The following is a 16,927-nucleotide window of genomic DNA, read 5'->3' on the forward strand; positions in this document are numbered from 1 at the left end:
ATTAAGTTAAATTATGAAAAATATTAAAGCAATAATTTTTGATGCATATGGCACTTTATTTGATGTCAATTCAGCTGCAGAAAAATGTAAAGATAAAATTGGTGATAAATGGGAAGGCTTTGCTAATTATTGGCGAACTACTCAACTTGAATACACTTGGCTTAGAAGTCTAATGAATAGACATAAGGACTTTTGGCAAGTAACCGAAGATAGTTTGGATAAATCTATGAAGGCTTACGAAATAGATTCATCAATGAGAAATGAATTATTAAATCTTTATAAGGTTCTCTCACCTTTTCCTGAGGTACCTGAGGTTTTAAAAAGATTAAAAGAAAAAAATTATAAATTAGGTATTCTTTCAAATGGAACACCCTCTCTTCTTAATGAATTAGTTAAGAGTAATAATCTAGATAATATATTTGATGATATTTTTTCAATTGAAGAAGTTGGAATTTATAAACCAGACGCAAAAGTTTATGACTTGCCAATTAAAAAATACAAAATACAAAAAGAAGAAGTTGCATTTTTAAGTGCCAACACTTGGGATGTTTCTGGTGGTGGAAATTATGGTTACAGTTCTATTTGGGTAAATAGAAATAATAATATTTTTGATAATCTTGATTATAAACCTAAAGATGAAGTTAAAAACTTAAAACAATTACTTGATATTATTTAATTCTATTCTCTTCAAAATTCTTATTTAGTTTTACTGAAATAGTTCGAGTATTTTTTTTGTTCCATTCAGAAAAAGATTTTAAAATAGGCATAACTGAAAGACCAAATTCAGTAAGTGAATACTCAACATTTGGGGGCATTATTTGAATAACTTTTCTATTAATTATACCATCAGCCTCTAACTCTTTAAGCTGCTTAGATAACATTTGTTGTGTAATAGTTTTTAATGCTTTTTTAAACTCACCAAATCTCATTTTTTTTCTTTGTAGTAAACCAAACAAGATCCTAATTTTCCATTTACCTCCAAGAAAGTAGACGGCTCTTTCAGCTGGACAATCTATTAAATTTTTCATTGTATGATTTTATATACTGGTATGTTTATATTGCCTTATTGCATTATTCATAACAAAGTATTAAATACAGTTCAATCAAATTGAAAGGTTAATAATGACAAAAGCACATAAAGCAGGAGATGCACCGATTGCAGTAGAAGTTGAAAAAGATAAATCTTATTATTGGTGTGCTTGTGGAAAAAGTTCAAAACAACCATTATGCGATGGTTCTCACAAAGGCTCTGAATTTACTCCTCTAGCTTATAAAGCTGAAGAGACAAAAAAAGTTTTTTTTTGTACATGCAAAGCAACAAACAATCAGCCTCTTTGTGATGGCTCTCATAATAAGTAATTTAGAAAATGGCGAATATTGAAGTTGAAAAGATAATAGAACCAGTTTCAGCATCAGATGGTGCTGGTGTTAAATTAAAAAGAAGTATTGGTACTCACCTTATTGATTACCACGATCCTTTTTTAATGTTGGATGAGTTTGGTTCTGAAAATAAAGATGATTACATTGGAGGCTTCCCTCCCCACCCTCACAGAGGAATTGAAACAGTAACGTATATGCTGGCTGGTGACTTTGAACATAAAGACAGTACAGGTGGCGAAGGAATAATGACAGCTGGAGATGTTCAGTGGATGAAAACTGGAAGTGGCATCATTCATTCAGAAATGCCCGCAATGAAAGAAGGTAAGCTTCATGGATTTCAATTGTGGGTAAATATGCCTGCTAAATTGAAAATGACTAAGCCAGAGTATATTTACATTGATGCAGATAAAATGAGTACTCACAAGGATGATGATAAAACAGTTAAAGTAATTGCTGGAAAATTTGAGGATGCTGTGGGACCTGTAAAAGGTCATAATGTTGAGCCTGTTTATTTTGATGTAGATCTTAAAAAAGGAAAAGAGTTTAATTTTGAACTTCCCTCAACTCACAATTCATTAATATATTTAATTGAAGGAGAAATTAAAGTTGGCAATCAAGAACATGATGTTGTCAAAGACTCTACTCTAATTATTCTTACTAGAGGTGAAAAATTAAAAGTTTCTAGCTTAACTAAAGCTAAGTTTTTATTGATATCTGGAAAACCAATTGGTGAGCCTATTGCTAGAGGGGGTCCATTTGTAATGAATACCAAAGCTGAGATCTTGCAAGCAGTTCAAGATTATCATAATGATACCTTTGTAAAATAATGAAAAAAATTCAAATAGAAAAATTTGGTGGTCCTGAAGTTTTAGAAGTTAAAGATATTGAAATTGGAAAACCAGGCCCAAAAGAAGTTTTGATAAAAAACTTATCAATTGGACTTAACTATATTGATGTTTATCACCGAACAGGTTTGTACCCTATTCCTTTACCAAGTGGAATTGGTCTTGAGGCATGTGGAGTGATCGAAGAAGTGGGCTCTGAAGTTGATCTATTTAAAGTTGGTGATAGAGTTGCTCACTCTTCAATGCCAATTGGAAGTTATTCAGAAAAACAATTATTTCCCCAAGAAAAACTAGTTTTAGTTCCAGAAGGTATTTCAGATGAAATTGCATCTTGCATTATGCTTAAAGGGATTACTGCAGAATATTTATTACACAGAGCTTATCCAATTAAAAAAGGTGACAAAGTATTATACCACGCAGCTGCTGGCGGTGTTGGCCAAATTTTATGTCAGTGGGCTAATGCATTGGGAGCCAAAGTTATTGGAACCGTTGGCTCTAAAGAAAAAGAAGTGATTGCTAAAAAAAATGGTTGTCACCATGTGATTAATTATACAGATACAAACTTTGTTGAAGAAGTAGAAAAAATTGTTGGCAAAAATGGAGTTGATGTTGTCTATGATGGTGTTGGAATAAAAACATTTGATGGATCAATTGAAACCTTAAAAGTTAGAGGTATGATGGTCGCGTTTGGTAATGCATCAGGTTATGTTGATACTATAGATGTTAAAAAACATATTAATGCTAAAGGATTATTTTTTACTCGTCCCTCAATTGCTCATTACACAATGACGAGAGAAGAATTGGTTGAGTCTGCTAAAAAAGTTTTTGATGCAATCTTATCTGGAAAATTTAAAGTTGAAATTTCAAAAAAATATGTTCTTGATGATGCAAAAAAGGCTCATGAAGAATTAGAAGCAAGACTATTAACTGGCCCTGCAGTTATTATTCCTAATTAATCTAAATCAACATCCATATCAGACATATGCAATTTTAATGCATTTGTTGATACTTGAATTTCTCTCATAAAAACAATAATTGAAATCATCATCGATAAACAGCATGACCCAAAGATTATTCTTGCAGCAAAAATCTCATTTAAGTAAAGAGCAAAAACAGTTAGCATATTAAATAAGAAACCAAATGCAGCAAACATAATAGTCCACTTTAAAAGAACAATTCTTCCATTTAAATTTATAAATTGTTTTTTCCACTCAGGAGGAATATGATTTTCATACACATGTTCATCATGAAGCTGTCTGATAAGCTTACTCAAAGAGTGAAATCTGTTGCTATATACACTCATCAATAGAGGAATGGCTGGAAACATCAATGCTGTAACTGTGTAATCTATATTCATACGAATCAATTTGATTATGAAACTAGCCTTTGTTATTTACAAGTAAAATATTATGAAGCAATTAAATCTCTTTATCGAATTAACTAGATTAAAAAAGCCTATTGGTTTTATGCTATTATTTTGGCCTTGTGCATGGGGTTTAACACTTGCCTATGATTTTTCAAATTCACTCCATAATTATTTTTTTTATTTATTTTTATTTTTTATGGGATCAGTTCTAATGCGTTCTGCAGGCTGCATTGTAAATGATATTTCTGATAAAGAATTTGATAAAAAAGTAGAGAGAACTAAAAATAGACCTATCGCTTCAGGTAATATCTCTGTTAAATTGGGATTGCTCTATACTATTATTTTATGTTCGATAGCTTTTTTAGTTTTAATTAATTTTAATAATTTAACAATTATTCTAGCACTTGGTTCTATGCCTTTAGCATTTACTTATCCATTGATGAAAAGGTTTACTTATTGGCCTCAACTATTTTTAGGAATAACATTCAATTATGGTTTGGTTCTTGGATGGACAGCAATACAAGGGGAAATAAACGCTGTAGCTATTATCTTTTATTTTGGAGCCATATTTTGGACACTGGGATATGACACGATTTATGGGTTTCAAGATATTAAAGATGATGAAATTATAGGTGTAAAATCAACTTCAATAAAATTTAAAAAAAAACCAAAATTATTTTTAACAACATGTTATTTGCTCTTTTTAATTTCTTTAATTTTAGTAAGTTTTATTATGAAGCTTAATTCAATGTCTTATTTTTTTATTCTTATCTCAGCTGCACATTTATTTTTTTTTCAAATATATAATTTTAATCATCAAGATCCAAAAACTTGTTTGAAAATTTTTAAAAGTAATAATTTTTTTGGCGCTATAGTTTTATGTAATATTTTGATTGGAAAACTTTAAATGAATAAAATTGATATTATAAAAAGACTTTTTTTTGATTATACAAAAAAATATATTAATAAAATAATATTGTCTGTATTTTTTGCCTTACTTGTGGCTGGTAGTACTTCAGCCATTGCCTATCTTTTAGATCCAGCAATAAAAAAAATATTTATTGAAAAAGATCAAGCTTTGATAATAATCATTCCAATTTTCATTATTGCTGCTTTTGCAATAAAGGGCTTTTCACTGTATGTAGCAAAAGTTCTTATGATAGGTGTTTCAGAAGAGGTAAGAAAAGACCTTCAATGTGACATGTTAAATAACTTGGTTGAGGCTGACACAAAATTAATTGATGGAAAGCATACTGGAAAATTTATATCCAATATAACTAATGATGTAGGTCATATTACCAACTTAATCAGCACTGCAGTTTTAAATATTTTTAAAGATAGTTTAACTTTAATCGGATTATTGATTGTAATGTTTTTTCAAAATTGGAAGCTTTCTTTGGTGGCAATTATAATGATACCTTTAGCAACTTTTGCAGCAAGAACCTTAGGTAAAAGAATAGGTAAGGTTGCAACAGAACAAATGTTAAGAGCTGGAATTCTTAATACATATTTAATTGAACTTTTTAAAAATCATAAACTTATTAAAATATTTCAACAGGAAAAATATGAAAAAATAAGAGCAGAAAGATTCATAAATGATGTTAAAGAAAAAAGTGTAAAAATTGCAACTGTCTACGTTAGATCATCACCAATAATGGAAACTTTAACAGGTATTATGATAGCAGTTTTAATTTTTTATTCTGGAAAGTTAGTTTTAAAGAATGAGATTGATATAAATAATTTTTTCTCTTTTCTTGCAGCAATGATGCTAGCATATCAACCGGTTAGATCACTTGCTACATTGAATATAACAATTAGCCAAGGGCTTTCAGCTGCAAAAAGAATTTTGCCTGTTATTGACGAAAAATCTGAACTTATTCAAAACAAAGATAGCTCTGAAATAAAAGTTGAGACAGGTAATATTGAATTTAAAAATGTATCTTTCAAGTATGAAAAAGAAAAAGAAATCAGAACCTTAAATTCAGTAAGTATAAAAATGCTAGGTGGAAAAATGACTTCAATTGTTGGTCATAGTGGGGCTGGTAAATCAACAATTTTAAATTTAATTCCAAGGTTCTATGATACAATTTCAGGAGATATACAGATAGATAATCAATCTATCTATAAATGTACCATACAATCTTTAAGGAAAAATATTTCACTAGTTAGTCAAGATACTACTTTATTTGATGATACAATTAGAAATAATATTGCTTATGCAAACCTAAATGCAAGTCAAAAAGAAATTGAGGAAGCAGCAAAATATTCTTTTGCAAGTGAATTTATAGAAAAACTTCCAAATAAGTATGAAACTATTATTGGCGAAAATGGAACTAGATTATCTGGTGGAGAAAAACAAAGACTTTCAATAGCAAGAGCAATGCTGAAAAAAAGTCAAATTATTTTATTGGATGAAGCCACATCATCACTAGATGCAGAAACTGAAAATAAAATTCAAGATGCTATAAATTTCTTAACTAAAGATAGAACAACAATAGTGATAGCCCACAGATTATCAACAATTTTAAATTCAGATAAAATTTATGTAATTGACTCAGGGAGAGTTGTTGATGAAGGAAATCACGAACAACTACTCTCAAACTCAAAGGTTTATAAAAACTTCTACGAAAAACAAATTAAGAAAATTTAATGTTTTTTTTTTACAGGATTCTAATAAATTTAATTTTTATTTTATCGCCTATAATTGTAATAATAAGATTATTACAAAAAAAAGAAGATCCATCAAGATTTAGAGAAAAGCTAGGTTTTTTTTCAAAAAAAAAGGCTAAAGGGAATTTGATATGGTTTCATGGTGCAAGTGTTGGGGAAATATTAAGTGTGGTTCCTCTAATAGAAAAACTAGAAAAAAATAATAAAATAAAACAAATTTTAGTAACTTCAAACACTCTAAGTTCCTCTAAGATTTTATCAAAATTAAAATTAAAAAAAACTATCCATCAATTTTTTCCAATAGATACAAACTATAATGCTCACAAATTTTTAGAATATTGGGATCCATCTATTGCAATATTTATAGACTCTGAAATATGGCCAAATATGCTTACAAATATAAAAAAAAAATCAATATCATTAATGTTAATTAACGCAAGAATAACTGAGAAATCTTTTAAGAAATGGAAGTTTTTTTCTTCCTCTGCTAAAACGATATTTCAAAATTTTGACATGTGCATATCATCAAGCTTAGCGTCAAAGAATTATTTAAGATTACTTGGTGCAAAAAAAATTTCATATTTTGGTAATTTAAAATTTATTCAAAGCAAACAAGCTACAAGTGAATTAAGTAATAATTTAAATAAATTCTTTTTAACAAAAAAAATATGGTGTGCATCTAGTACACATGGAGTTGAAGAAAAGATATGTGCAAATACACATAAAAAACTTAAAATTAAGTATAAAAACTTATTAACAATTATAATACCAAGACATATTCATAGAGTTAAAAGAATTCTCCAAGATATAAAGGAAATGAATTTAAAAATTCACTTGCACGACTCTAAAAAAAAGATTGATAAAAAAACAGATATATACCTAGTAAATACTTTTGGACAAACCCAATCCTTTTTTAAGATTAGTAAAACTGTTTTTTTAGGAGGCTCAATTATTAAACATGGAGGGCAAAATCCTTTGGAGGCAGCAAAGTATGGGTGCCAAATATTACATGGTCCCAATATATGGAATTTTAAAGAAATTTATAACCTTTTAAAAGCTAATGGAGCATCACATAAAGTTATCACGCCCAATCAGTTAACTCTTAAAGTTAATAAGATACTGAACAATAAAAGCAACTCTAAAAAACTTCAATTAAAAATAAAAAATCTTAGTTCTAAAATTTTAAACTCAACCTTAAATGAGATAAACTTTTATATAAAGAAAAAATGAAATTTAAAAAACCAAAATTTTGGGACTATCAACGTCCAAATTTATTGTCATACATTTTGTTGCCACTAACTTTTCCTCTAATTTTAAATAATTTTCTCTTAAATAAAAAAAAAGATAAAAAAGAAGATCATAGGCCTAAAAAAATTTGTGTAGGAAATATATATGTAGGTGGCACAGCAAAAACACCATTGACAATAAAAATTTATCAAATTTTAAATAAACTTGACGTTAATGCTTGCACTATAAAAAAGTTTTACAAAAGCCATTATGATGAGCAAAAAATGCTATCTGAAAAAACTATACTTTACTGTGAAAAAAATAGAATTGATGGACTTAATAAAGCAATTCTAGACAACAAAGATGTGGCAATTTTTGATGATGGTCTACAAGATAGCTCAATAAATTATGATCTAAAAATTGTTTGCTTCAATGACTTAAAATTAATTGGAAATGGTTTTTTAATTCCTGCTGGACCCTTAAGAGAAAAAATAAATAGTATTTCAAAGTACGACATGGCTTTTATTAATGGAAATGAGATAGATAACTCTAAACTAAAGTTACTATTAAAAAGTTATAATGCTAATATTGAAATATTTGAGACCAACTATAAAGCTATAAATATTAAAGAATTTAATATTAACGATGAATATATTGTTTTTTCAGGCATAGGTAATCCTGATAGTTTTAAACAAACATTAATCAATAATAATATTAAGATAGCTAAAGAAATGTTTTTTCCTGATCATTACAATTATACTCATAAGGATATTGACCAAATAAAAAATCAGGCAAGAAAACTTAACTTAAAGATATTAACTACTGAGAAAGATTATATTAAGATTAAATCAATCGATAGCAATGATATTAGATATTTAAAAGTAGAGCTGGATATCAAGAATGAAGATAGGCTAATAGATCATTTAAAAAAATATATATGAAATTAATAAAATATTTTTTTCAATTTATAATTATAATAACACTTCTTCTTTTATTTAGAATTTTGGGGCTTAAAATTGCTTCATTTATCTCTAATAAAATTGCATCAAGTTTTGGGCCATTTTTTAGATCTAAAAATTTAATTAAATCAAATATTCTTAAAGCACTTCCACATTTAAGTCCCAAGGAATTAGATAAAATTTCAAAAAAGATGTGGGGAAATTATGGAAGAATACTTGCTGAATACGTTTTTATAAAAAATTTTAGAGGGCCCAAATTTAACAATAATATAAAAGTTAAAGGTCAAGATGTGCTTGAAAAAATTAAGAAAGATAATGATCCTGTCATATTTGTTTCAGGACATTTCAATAACTTTGAATTAATGGCTCTACATATTGAAAAGTCAGGAATTAACCTGGCAGCAATTTATAGACCACTTAATAATAAATTTCTTAACTATATAATGGAGAGAGTTAGAAAAAAATATATTTGTAAAAATCAAATCAAAAAAGGAATTTCAGGTACTAAAAAATTGCTTAGATTTTTCAAACAGAAAACTTCTATAGCGCTCATGATTGATCAAAGAGTTTCTCAAGGTATTAAGGCTAAATTATTTAATGATGAATGTTTTACAACTACAATTCCTGCACAATTTGTTAAAAAATTTAAATGCAAAATAATCCCTGTTTATATTGAAAGAATACAGGGCACAAATTTCCAAATTACTATACATGATCCAATAAATTTTTCAGGTGATGAAACAATTGAGTCGATTACTTTAAACTTAAACAGTTTGTTAGAAAAAATGATTTTAAAAAATCCTGAACAATGGATTTGGTCTCATAATCGATGGAAATAAGAATTCTTTAAATTTATTCACTTTCTCTTTTTTTTGCTGCCTCAACGTACGAATAATATGGTTCTTGCAAATCTACATTCCAATAATTCAAAGTATTTAGATCAATCTTCTTGCCAGATACTGCACAAATTACATGATCGCCCTCTTCAATAACTTCAAAATTATTTGGTAAATATCTTATTTTAGCTAATTTTTTACTCATTTTTAGTTTATATATTCTTACATGAATGTTGGAATAATTGGAAGCGGTGGAAGAGAACATGCAATATGTAAAGAAATTAAAAAATCCTCAAAAGTAAACAAAATTTATTGTTTTCCAGGAAATGCTGGCACATCTGAACTAGCAGAAAATATTGAAATAGATATTTCTGATTTTATTAGAATTAAAGAGTTTTCACTTTCTAATAAAATAAAATTAATTATAGTTGGTCCTGAAAAACCATTAGTTGATGGAATAGTTGATTTTTTCAAAAACACAAAAATAAATATTTTTGGTCCTGACAGAATATCATCTCAGCTTGAGGGCTCTAAGATATTTACTAAAAAAATCTGTGAAACTTATAAAATTCCTACTGCTAAGTTTGGTGTTTTTAAAAATTCTAGTGAGGCTATTACATTTTTAAATAAAACCTCATTTCCAATTGTAGTTAAAGCAGACGGACTTGCATCTGGAAAAGGTGTTTATATTTGTGAAAATAAGAGTGAAGGCAATATTGCTATAGAAGAAATATTTAATGGAAAATTTGGAGTAGCTACAAATTTATTAATTGAAGAATTTCTCAAGGGTGAAGAAATGAGTTTTTTTGTAATTAGTGATGGTAAAGAAATTAAAAATTTTGAAACAGCACAAGATCATAAAAGAGTACTTGAAGGTGACAAAGGGAGTAATACTGGAGGCATGGGGGCTTATTCTCCATCACGATTAATTAATAAAAAACTTGAAAAAAAAATTTTAACAAAAATAATAAAGCCAACAATTAATGCATTAAAAGATATGGGTTCTAATTACAAAGGATTTTTGTATGCAGGATTGATGATAGTTGATGGAGAACCATTTTTAATAGAATATAATGTTAGAATGGGAGATCCGGAGTGCCAAACTATTTTACCAAAATTGAAAACAGATTTTTTAGAAATTATAGAAGCATGCTGTAATGAAAACTTAAGTAGTTTGAAAGTAGAATGGCATGACCAGAAAAGTTTATGTATTGTGCTTTGCTCAAAAGGTTATCCTAATGAGTATAATAAAAACATATTGATTGAAAATTTTGATAAACTTAATTTAAATAAGGGAGACTTCATTTATCATGCAGGCACAAAAAAAATTAATGATAAAATATATTCTAACGGTGGTAGAGTTATTAACTTTGTAAGTTTATCTTCTAGCTTTAAGGAAAGTAGAAATAGAATATACAGTCATATTAAAGCACTAAATTGGAATAGTGGTTTTTTTAGGAAAGATATTGGATATAAAGTAATTAATGAATGAGAATTATTTCAGGTAACCTCAAAGGTAAAAAAATTTTATCCCCTAAAAATCAATTAACAAGACCTCTTAAGGATTTAACTAAAGAGTCAATTTTCAATTTAATTAAACATTCAAAGTTATTAGATTGTAAGCTTGAAAATGCAAATGTACTTGATTTATTTGCTGGTGTGGGTTCATTTGGTCTCGAGTGTTTATCTAGAGGAGCTCAATCAGTTACTTTTTTTGAGAATTATAAAGAAGCATTAATTATATTAAAAGAAAACATAAGTAGCATGAAGCAAGAAAATTTTTCAGAAGTTATTGAAAAGAATATTTTTTTAGAAAATACGTTTAAATATTTAAACAAAAAATATGATATAATATTTATTGATCCTCCTTATAAAGAAAAAAAAGTGCCAGATATTCTAAATAAAATCATCAAATTAAATTTATTAAAAGAGAATGGGGTAATAATAATTCATAGGCATAAAAAGGAAAAAGACTTATTTCCTAAAGAGTTCAAAATCATAATAAGTAAAATTTATGGTATTTCAAAAATTATCTTTGCTAATAAATTAGATTAATATTTTTTTTGTTTCTTTTTTTATTAATTCAACAGAGGGTTGATCAAAAGGATTAACGTTTAAAGATCTTCCTAGTAAAATTGTTTCCAAAATAAAAAAACAAAAAAGTTCACCTAGTGATTTTTCATCTCGTTTTAAAACTTTAAAACTTCTAAATGGAATTTTTCTTTTATTAAAAACTTTTTCACTAGCAAGCATTTGGGAGTGTTTAATTTTTTGTATTGATTGATTTTTTAAATATCTATGGCTAGATAAAATATTATTATTATCTATTTTTACATCTTTGTTATCTAAAGTATTAAAAAATGTATAAAAACTTTTTTTGGGACCATCTAAATAAAGTTGCATTAGACTATGATTATCTTTTGGCATGGATGATACAACAGGCAACAGCCCTTTTGATTTTTTACCTAAACTTTCAGCTATTAACTGTTGGTACCATTTAAATAAATTTTCTGATTGTTCATCATAATTCAAAATTATAGACGCAAATTTACCATTATTAATAAAATGCAAGGTTGCTACTACGTTATTAATGAGATTATTAATAAAAATTTTATTTTTAATAATATTATTAAACTGTTTAAATTTATTTTCGTTTAAATTCATTAATTCAGCAGGCAGCATTCCAACTTCTGACAGTACAGAATATCTTCCACCTATATAATTCTTATGCTCAAATATTTCAGATTTTAATTGCCCCACCAGGTTAGTTAGGTAACTTTTTTTATCCTCGGTAATTATGATATTGTGATCTTTATTTTTTATTAATGTATTTGAATTTACTATTGTTTCTAAAGTGTTTCCAGATTTGGATATAATTAAATTTAAATTAATTTTTTTATTTTTTAAATAATTTTCACTATTTTTTAAATCATTTACAAAATAAAAATTTTTTTTAATTTTTTTTTTTAGAAAACTATGAATTGCTTCTGAACCAAGTATTGATCCTCCCATACCAATAATTCTTATATTGGAAAATTTTTTATACTTAACAAGTGTTTTTTTTGAATAACTATATTTATAATTTGGTTTTAATGTTTCTAAAAATGAAGGCTGATTTTTTAATAGTTTGTTAAAAAGATTTTTAACTATCTTGTTTTTTTTGAATTTTTTAAAATTTTTAAAATTAATATTCTTAGTTAGCATTAATTATTCTTAATATTTTTTAATACAAAATCCTCTGCCGTTTTATTTGATTTATTTGTTTCACTAATAGTTTGACTTTTAATGCTTAAAATTTTTTCTATATCTATCTCTTCCTCTAATTGTATATTTTCTTCATCTTTATCTTTTGGTTGTGGTAGCTCTAAAAATTTTGGTGGTAAAACTAGTGGACTTTTTTTTTGAACCAAAAACTCATCACTATTTTCAGATTTTTTACCACTAAGTCCATCTTTGATTGACTGACAAGAAAGTCCAACTAGTGCAACTAAAAGAATTAAAATTATATTATTTATTTTCATTTTTTAAATGTTTATCTAAAATTATTTCTACTAAAATAAGGCAAATTACCCCAAAAGAAATAAAAATATCTGCCACATTAAAAATAAACCAATGAAAATTATTTACATGAAAGTCAATGAAATCTGGTACTGCAGAGTAATATAACCTATCAAATAAGTTGCTAATTGCACCTCCAAATATAAAGGAAAAAAAGTAAACCCTTATATCTTTTGTTTTTATAATGATGAATAAAATAACAATGGAAATTATTACAATCAATCCTGTAATTAAGTTATATATTTGGCTTTGCTCAAAGTTTAACAATCCAAATGCTATTCCTTTATTCCAAACTAGATATATGTTGAAAAAAGATGTTATAAAAATATCTACATGATTGTGTATTTCGGCTAAGCTTAAAACATATAATTTTGTAAACCTATCTAGCAAAAAAATAGTTAAAATTATTATTCCACAATAAAATAGTTTCTTTTTATTGACTTGCATCATTTTTAATTTTTATGTCTAAGACAGCCATTTTTAATAATTTTCCAGCAAACAACACATTTTTCTCCTACTGCTTTTTTGGTTTGCACAGTTGTGTCATTGTTTGTGCTTTCAATAATTTCTACTGCTGAGGTTATACAAAGTTCAGACATGTCAATATCCTTTGTTAATTCCTTCAGGTTTTTATTAAGACTTATTACAAGATTTGCTTCTAAACTTGAGCCTATTTCTTTACTTGCTCTTTTTGTTTCAATGCTAACATTACAAACATCTCTTATTTTCTTTAATTCAATCCACTTTTTATTTAATTGATTGTTTTCAAAAAATTTTGGAAATTTCATGAATTTTTCAAGATGAATACTTTTTTCATCTTTATTAATTAATTTGAAAATTTCTTCAGTTGTAAATGATAAAATTGGCGCAAACCATTTGCTTAAAGACTCAAGCAATATATTTAAAACTATAATACAACTTTTTCTTCTATCTGAGTCTTTGCTATCACAATATAAAGCATCTTTTCTGATATCAAAATAAAATGCAGATAAATCTACAGTACAAAAATTCAATAGTTCTTTGTAAAGATTGTGAAAATCATATGATTTAAAATAATTATTAAAGTTTTTATTTAATTCAAAAACTCTATGAAGGATGTATTGCTCTAATTCTGGCAATTCATTCAAATCTAATTTTTCTAAATCTACTTTTTTAAAATTATCATTTAAATTTCCTAATAAATATCTAAAGGTATTTCTAATTTTTCTATAAGAGTCTGCATGTTGTTCTAAAATTGAATAATCTATTCTTAAATCTTCTGCATAATTTGATGACGCAACCCAAATTCTTAAAATATCTGCACCATATTTTTTTAATATATCTTCAGGTGCAATTACATTTCCTAAAGATTTAGACATTTTAAGTCCCTTGCCGTCGACTACGAATCCATGTGATAAAATAGCTTCATAAGGAGCTCTACCTCTAGTTCCACAAGACTCTAATAATGACGAATGAAACCAACCCCTATGTTGATCAGAACCTTCAAGATACATTGAAGCGGGCCATTGCAAATCTTCTCTTTTTTCTAAAACAAATGAGTGAGTGCAGCCACTATCAAACCAAACCTCAACAATATCACTCATCTTATCATAATCTTCTGCCTTATACTTGCTGCCCAAAAATCTTTGTGGGTTGTCTGAAAACCAACAGTCAGAACCTTCTTTTTCATAGATGCTTGCAATATTTTCGTTTACTTCATCATCAACCAAAACTTCTTTGGTGGTTTTATGAATAAATATTGGTAGAGGCACTCCCCATACTCTTTGTCTTGATACACACCAATCTGGCCTTGTCTCAATCATTGCTTTTATCCGCTCTCTTCCTTTATCTGGATAGAAAGTAGTGTCATCTAAAGCTTTTAATGCTTTCTTTCTAAGTCCATGGCTTTCCATTGAGATAAACCATTGAGGAGTTGCTCTATGAACAAGAGGTGCTTTCGATCTCCATGAATGTGGATATGAATGAATTAATTCTCCACTAGATAACAATTTTTTTTCTGCTTTTAACTTTTCAATTACAATTGGGTTAGCTTTAAAAATGTGAATACCATCAAATAAAGGTAGGTTCTTAGTATATTTTCCATCGCCATCGACAGTCTCTATTGCTTTAATTCCATGAGTTAAACAAAGATTAAAATCGTCTGGTCCATGACTTGGCGCACAGTGTACAATTCCTGTTCCTTGCTCTGTTGTAACAAATCTAGCCTCAAGCATTGGAACATCATAGTTATAACCAAGTGCTAAAAAAGGATGACTACAAATTGTGTCTTTAAAATCACTTCCCTTAATTTTTTTTAGTTCTTTATAGTCATTAATATTACAGTCTTTAATAACAGACTCTAGTAAGGCTTCTGCTACCACTATTTTTTTACCTTTAAAATCACCTTCATTATTTAATTGAATGATTAGATAATCGAGAGCCTCGTTATAAGCTAAAGCCTTATTTGCTGGTATGGTCCAAGGTGTTGTTGTCCAAATTATAATTTGAGCTCCTTCTAGTTCTTTTAAATTTGTTTTTACAACTGGAAAGGCTGTATAAATTGTATCAGATTTATGATCTTGATACTCTACCTCAGCATCAGCCAATGCAGTTTTTTCAACAGTTGACCAAAGAACAGGCTTAAAGCCTTTATATAAACTTCCTTCTTTTAAAAACTTTCCTAATTCTCTTACAATTTGAGCTTCAGCTTCAAAACTCATTGTTGCATAATGGTTGTCCCAATCTCCAACAACGCCTAATCTTTTAAATTGTGTTTTGTGTACTTCAATCCATTTTTCAGCAAACTCTCTACATTCTTTTCTAAATTCAGTAATTGGAACTTCATTTTTGTTTTTTTTGTTTTTTTTGTATTGCTCTTCAATTTTCCATTCGATGGGTAGTCCATGACAATCCCAACCTGGAACATATACTGAGTCTTTTCCATCCATTTGATGAAATTTAACAATAATATCTTTTAATATTTTATTTAGAGCAGTACCCATATGAATATTGCCATTTGCATATGGTGGTCCATCATGAAGAATAAATTTTTCTTTTCCTTTTTTGGATTTTCTTAACTCTTTATAGAGATCAATTTTTTTCCAATATTCTAAAATTTCTGGCTCTTTATTTTGTAAATTAGCTTTCATTGAGAAAGCTGTTTTTGGTAAATTGATATGTTCTTTACTCATTTTAACTTTTGGCAACTTTTAAGTCACTTTGAATTTGTTTTTTTAATTGATCAACTTTTTTGAACTTTTTTTCTTTTCTTATAAATTTTGTGAACTCCACTGATAAGTGCTTATTATAAAGATTTCCAGAAAAATTAAAAATATGAACTTCTAATAATATTTTTTTTTGGTTAAAAGTTGGCCTATATCCAAGATTAGCTATGGCTTTAAGAGATTTATTTGAATTTTTTTGCTTTACTTTAACAGCATAAACACCGGGCATTGAAATGACATAATCTTTAATATCTATGTTGCATGTTGGAAATCCAATCTTTTTTCCTTGTTGTCTTCCTTTTTGAACCGTTCCTTCAATTGACCAATTTCTACTTAACAACTTGTTAGCTTTTTTTAAATCTCCTTTTTCTAAAAGAGATCTAATATAAGTTGATGAGATAATTTTTTTATTTAAAATTAAAGGTTGAGGTTTGACTATTTTGTAGTGATATTTTTTTTCATTTTTTATTAACTGCTTTACGTTACCCTCTCTTTTATTGCCAAACCTAAAGTTATCGCTTACGAATATATATTTTGCTTTCAATTTTTTTGACAAAATTTCTTTTATAAAAAAATCAGATTTTATTAATGAAAATTTTTTATCAAATTTTTTAGTTATAATAAAATCTACTCCTAGATTTTCTAAAATTATATTTTTTTGGTTTATGTTTGAAATTCTAAAATTTTTAAAACCTTTATTAAAAAACATTTTAGGCATTGGTTCAAAAGTTAAAACCCCAATTTTTAAATTAAATTTTTTTTTATAATTATTAGCTTGTTTAAATAATTTTTGATGTCCCAAGTGAACACCATCAAAATTTCCAATCAAGATGATTGAATTTTTATGATTATTAGAGACATTAAAATTTTTATATAGCTTCAT

General features: G+C 27.3%; 19 protein-coding genes. 11 read left to right on the plus strand and 8 right to left on the minus strand.

Annotated features, from left to right (window positions below; genetic code table 11):
* The first annotated feature begins 13 nt into the window (after positions 1 to 13).
* Entirely contained in the window at positions 14 to 676 is a 663-nt protein-coding gene (locus tag AC5SL1_RS05345) for a haloacid dehalogenase type II (RefSeq protein ID WP_494572938.1), read from the plus strand.
* Here the strand turns inward: AC5SL1_RS05345 and AC5SL1_RS05350 are convergent.
* Entirely contained in the window at positions 669 to 1,028 is a 360-nt protein-coding gene (locus AC5SL1_RS05350) for a winged helix-turn-helix transcriptional regulator (RefSeq protein ID WP_271516308.1), read from the minus strand. The two genes, AC5SL1_RS05345 and AC5SL1_RS05350, sit on opposite strands and share 8 nt — an antisense overlap.
* 94 nt (positions 1,029 to 1,122) lie before the next feature.
* On the opposite strand from AC5SL1_RS05350, the gene AC5SL1_RS05355 reads away from it, so the two are divergent.
* Genes AC5SL1_RS05355 through AC5SL1_RS05365 form a run of 3 tightly spaced genes read left to right on the plus strand, consistent with a single transcriptional unit; the run spans position 1,123 to position 3,181 of the window.
* Positions 1,123 to 1,359: a CDGSH iron-sulfur domain-containing protein gene (locus tag AC5SL1_RS05355; protein WP_494599363.1), complete on the plus strand. Its 237-nt coding sequence runs from the start codon at positions 1,123 to 1,125 to the stop codon at positions 1,357 to 1,359.
* A gap of 8 nt (positions 1,360 to 1,367) precedes the next feature.
* Positions 1,368 to 2,207, plus strand: coding sequence for a pirin family protein (locus AC5SL1_RS05360; protein ID WP_494599364.1), 840 nt, complete (start codon positions 1,368 to 1,370; stop codon positions 2,205 to 2,207).
* A complete protein-coding gene (locus AC5SL1_RS05365) occupies positions 2,207 to 3,181 on the plus strand; it encodes a quinone oxidoreductase family protein (RefSeq protein WP_494599365.1) in 975 nt (324 codons plus the stop codon). Before AC5SL1_RS05360 ends, AC5SL1_RS05365 begins: the two co-directional genes overlap by 1 nt.
* Here the strand turns inward: AC5SL1_RS05365 and AC5SL1_RS05370 are convergent.
* Positions 3,178 to 3,582, minus strand: coding sequence for a DUF2721 domain-containing protein (locus AC5SL1_RS05370; protein ID WP_271516301.1), 405 nt, complete (start codon positions 3,580 to 3,582; stop codon positions 3,178 to 3,180). The two genes, AC5SL1_RS05365 and AC5SL1_RS05370, sit on opposite strands and share 4 nt — an antisense overlap.
* A 52-nt stretch (positions 3,583 to 3,634) precedes the next feature.
* Between AC5SL1_RS05370 and ubiA the strand changes: the two genes are divergently transcribed.
* From ubiA to AC5SL1_RS05395, 5 genes are read left to right on the plus strand one after another with little or no spacing between them, the layout of a single operon-like run.
* Positions 3,635 to 4,498, plus strand: a complete 864-nt coding sequence (ubiA, locus tag AC5SL1_RS05375) for a 4-hydroxybenzoate octaprenyltransferase (protein ID WP_494599366.1) — start codon at positions 3,635 to 3,637, stop codon at positions 4,496 to 4,498.
* On the plus strand, positions 4,499 to 6,241 hold the full coding sequence (locus AC5SL1_RS05380; protein ID WP_494599367.1) for an ABC transporter ATP-binding protein: 1,743 nt from the start codon (positions 4,499 to 4,501) through the stop codon (positions 6,239 to 6,241).
* Entirely contained in the window at positions 6,241 to 7,491 is a 1,251-nt protein-coding gene (locus tag AC5SL1_RS05385) for a 3-deoxy-D-manno-octulosonic acid transferase (protein ID WP_494599368.1), read from the plus strand. The genes AC5SL1_RS05380 and AC5SL1_RS05385 overlap by 1 nt, the downstream gene beginning before the upstream one ends.
* Positions 7,488 to 8,429: a tetraacyldisaccharide 4'-kinase gene (lpxK, locus tag AC5SL1_RS05390; RefSeq protein ID WP_494599369.1), complete on the plus strand. Its 942-nt coding sequence runs from the start codon at positions 7,488 to 7,490 to the stop codon at positions 8,427 to 8,429. The genes AC5SL1_RS05385 and lpxK overlap by 4 nt, the downstream gene beginning before the upstream one ends.
* Positions 8,426 to 9,286, plus strand: coding sequence for a lysophospholipid acyltransferase family protein (locus AC5SL1_RS05395; protein WP_494599370.1), 861 nt, complete (start codon positions 8,426 to 8,428; stop codon positions 9,284 to 9,286). Before lpxK ends, AC5SL1_RS05395 begins: the two co-directional genes overlap by 4 nt.
* 13 nt (positions 9,287 to 9,299) lie before the next feature.
* On the opposite strand, the gene AC5SL1_RS05400 is transcribed toward AC5SL1_RS05395, so the two are convergent.
* Positions 9,300 to 9,488, minus strand: coding sequence for a DUF2093 domain-containing protein (locus tag AC5SL1_RS05400; protein WP_494599371.1), 189 nt, complete (start codon positions 9,486 to 9,488; stop codon positions 9,300 to 9,302).
* 21 nt (positions 9,489 to 9,509) lie between these two features.
* Between AC5SL1_RS05400 and purD the strand changes: the two genes are divergently transcribed.
* Both purD and rsmD read left to right on the plus strand, forming a co-directional pair.
* A complete protein-coding gene (gene purD / locus AC5SL1_RS05405; protein WP_494599372.1) occupies positions 9,510 to 10,775 on the plus strand; it encodes a phosphoribosylamine--glycine ligase in 1,266 nt (421 codons plus the stop codon).
* Complete coding sequence (rsmD, locus tag AC5SL1_RS05410; RefSeq protein WP_494599373.1) at positions 10,772 to 11,338, plus strand: 16S rRNA (guanine(966)-N(2))-methyltransferase RsmD; 567 nt, start codon at positions 10,772 to 10,774, stop codon at positions 11,336 to 11,338. Before purD ends, rsmD begins: the two co-directional genes overlap by 4 nt.
* Here rsmD and AC5SL1_RS05415 read toward each other — a convergent pair.
* The 5 genes from AC5SL1_RS05415 to ribF are packed head-to-tail and all read right to left on the minus strand — an operon-like array spanning position 11,330 to position 16,927.
* Complete coding sequence (locus tag AC5SL1_RS05415) at positions 11,330 to 12,487, minus strand: phosphoglucose isomerase-related protein (protein ID WP_494599374.1); 1,158 nt, start codon at positions 12,485 to 12,487, stop codon at positions 11,330 to 11,332. The two genes, rsmD and AC5SL1_RS05415, sit on opposite strands and share 9 nt — an antisense overlap.
* Positions 12,487 to 12,804, minus strand: a complete 318-nt coding sequence (locus tag AC5SL1_RS05420) for a DUF3035 domain-containing protein (RefSeq protein WP_494599375.1) — start codon at positions 12,802 to 12,804, stop codon at positions 12,487 to 12,489. The genes AC5SL1_RS05415 and AC5SL1_RS05420 overlap by 1 nt, the downstream gene beginning before the upstream one ends.
* A complete protein-coding gene (gene lspA / locus AC5SL1_RS05425; protein WP_494599376.1) occupies positions 12,791 to 13,291 on the minus strand; it encodes a signal peptidase II in 501 nt (166 codons plus the stop codon). The genes AC5SL1_RS05420 and lspA overlap by 14 nt, the downstream gene beginning before the upstream one ends.
* Positions 13,292 to 13,293: 2 nt before the next feature.
* Positions 13,294 to 16,011 (minus strand): isoleucine--tRNA ligase, encoded by a 2,718-nt coding sequence (gene ileS / locus AC5SL1_RS05430; protein WP_494599377.1) that lies wholly within the window; start codon positions 16,009 to 16,011, stop codon positions 13,294 to 13,296.
* Position 16,012: 1 nt separating this feature from the next.
* The gene (ribF, locus tag AC5SL1_RS05435; RefSeq protein WP_494599378.1) at positions 16,013 to 16,927 is read right to left on the minus strand and encodes a riboflavin biosynthesis protein RibF; all 915 of its coding nucleotides are present in this window, start codon (positions 16,925 to 16,927) and stop codon (positions 16,013 to 16,015) included.

It is taken from the genome of Candidatus Pelagibacter sp. PS_10_02, assembly GCF_059418005.1.

Excerpts from the sequence above, each read along its gene's own strand:
- AC5SL1_RS05345 (WP_494572938.1), top strand. The coding sequence starts at position 14 with ATGAAAAATATTAAAGCAATAATTTTTGATGCATATGGCACTTTATTT.
- AC5SL1_RS05350 (WP_271516308.1), bottom strand. The coding sequence starts at position 1,028 with ATGAAAAATTTAATAGATTGTCCAGCTGAAAGAGCCGTCTACTTTCTT.
- AC5SL1_RS05355 (WP_494599363.1), top strand. The coding sequence starts at position 1,123 with ATGACAAAAGCACATAAAGCAGGAGATGCACCGATTGCAGTAGAAGTT.
- AC5SL1_RS05360 (WP_494599364.1), top strand. The coding sequence starts at position 1,368 with ATGGCGAATATTGAAGTTGAAAAGATAATAGAACCAGTTTCAGCATCA.
- AC5SL1_RS05365 (WP_494599365.1), top strand. The coding sequence starts at position 2,207 with ATGAAAAAAATTCAAATAGAAAAATTTGGTGGTCCTGAAGTTTTAGAA.
- AC5SL1_RS05370 (WP_271516301.1), bottom strand. The coding sequence starts at position 3,582 with ATGAATATAGATTACACAGTTACAGCATTGATGTTTCCAGCCATTCCT.
- ubiA (WP_494599366.1), top strand. The coding sequence starts at position 3,635 with ATGAAGCAATTAAATCTCTTTATCGAATTAACTAGATTAAAAAAGCCT.
- AC5SL1_RS05380 (WP_494599367.1), top strand. The coding sequence starts at position 4,499 with ATGAATAAAATTGATATTATAAAAAGACTTTTTTTTGATTATACAAAA.
- AC5SL1_RS05385 (WP_494599368.1), top strand. The coding sequence starts at position 6,241 with ATGTTTTTTTTTTACAGGATTCTAATAAATTTAATTTTTATTTTATCG.
- lpxK (WP_494599369.1), top strand. The coding sequence starts at position 7,488 with ATGAAATTTAAAAAACCAAAATTTTGGGACTATCAACGTCCAAATTTA.
- AC5SL1_RS05395 (WP_494599370.1), top strand. The coding sequence starts at position 8,426 with ATGAAATTAATAAAATATTTTTTTCAATTTATAATTATAATAACACTT.
- AC5SL1_RS05400 (WP_494599371.1), bottom strand. The coding sequence starts at position 9,488 with ATGAGTAAAAAATTAGCTAAAATAAGATATTTACCAAATAATTTTGAA.
- purD (WP_494599372.1), top strand. The coding sequence starts at position 9,510 with ATGAATGTTGGAATAATTGGAAGCGGTGGAAGAGAACATGCAATATGT.
- rsmD (WP_494599373.1), top strand. The coding sequence starts at position 10,772 with ATGAGAATTATTTCAGGTAACCTCAAAGGTAAAAAAATTTTATCCCCT.
- AC5SL1_RS05415 (WP_494599374.1), bottom strand. The coding sequence starts at position 12,487 with ATGCTAACTAAGAATATTAATTTTAAAAATTTTAAAAAATTCAAAAAA.
- AC5SL1_RS05420 (WP_494599375.1), bottom strand. The coding sequence starts at position 12,804 with ATGAAAATAAATAATATAATTTTAATTCTTTTAGTTGCACTAGTTGGA.
- lspA (WP_494599376.1), bottom strand. The coding sequence starts at position 13,291 with ATGATGCAAGTCAATAAAAAGAAACTATTTTATTGTGGAATAATAATT.
- ileS (WP_494599377.1), bottom strand. The coding sequence starts at position 16,011 with ATGAGTAAAGAACATATCAATTTACCAAAAACAGCTTTCTCAATGAAA.
- ribF (WP_494599378.1), bottom strand. The coding sequence starts at position 16,927 with ATGAAGCTATATAAAAATTTTAATGTCTCTAATAATCATAAAAATTCA.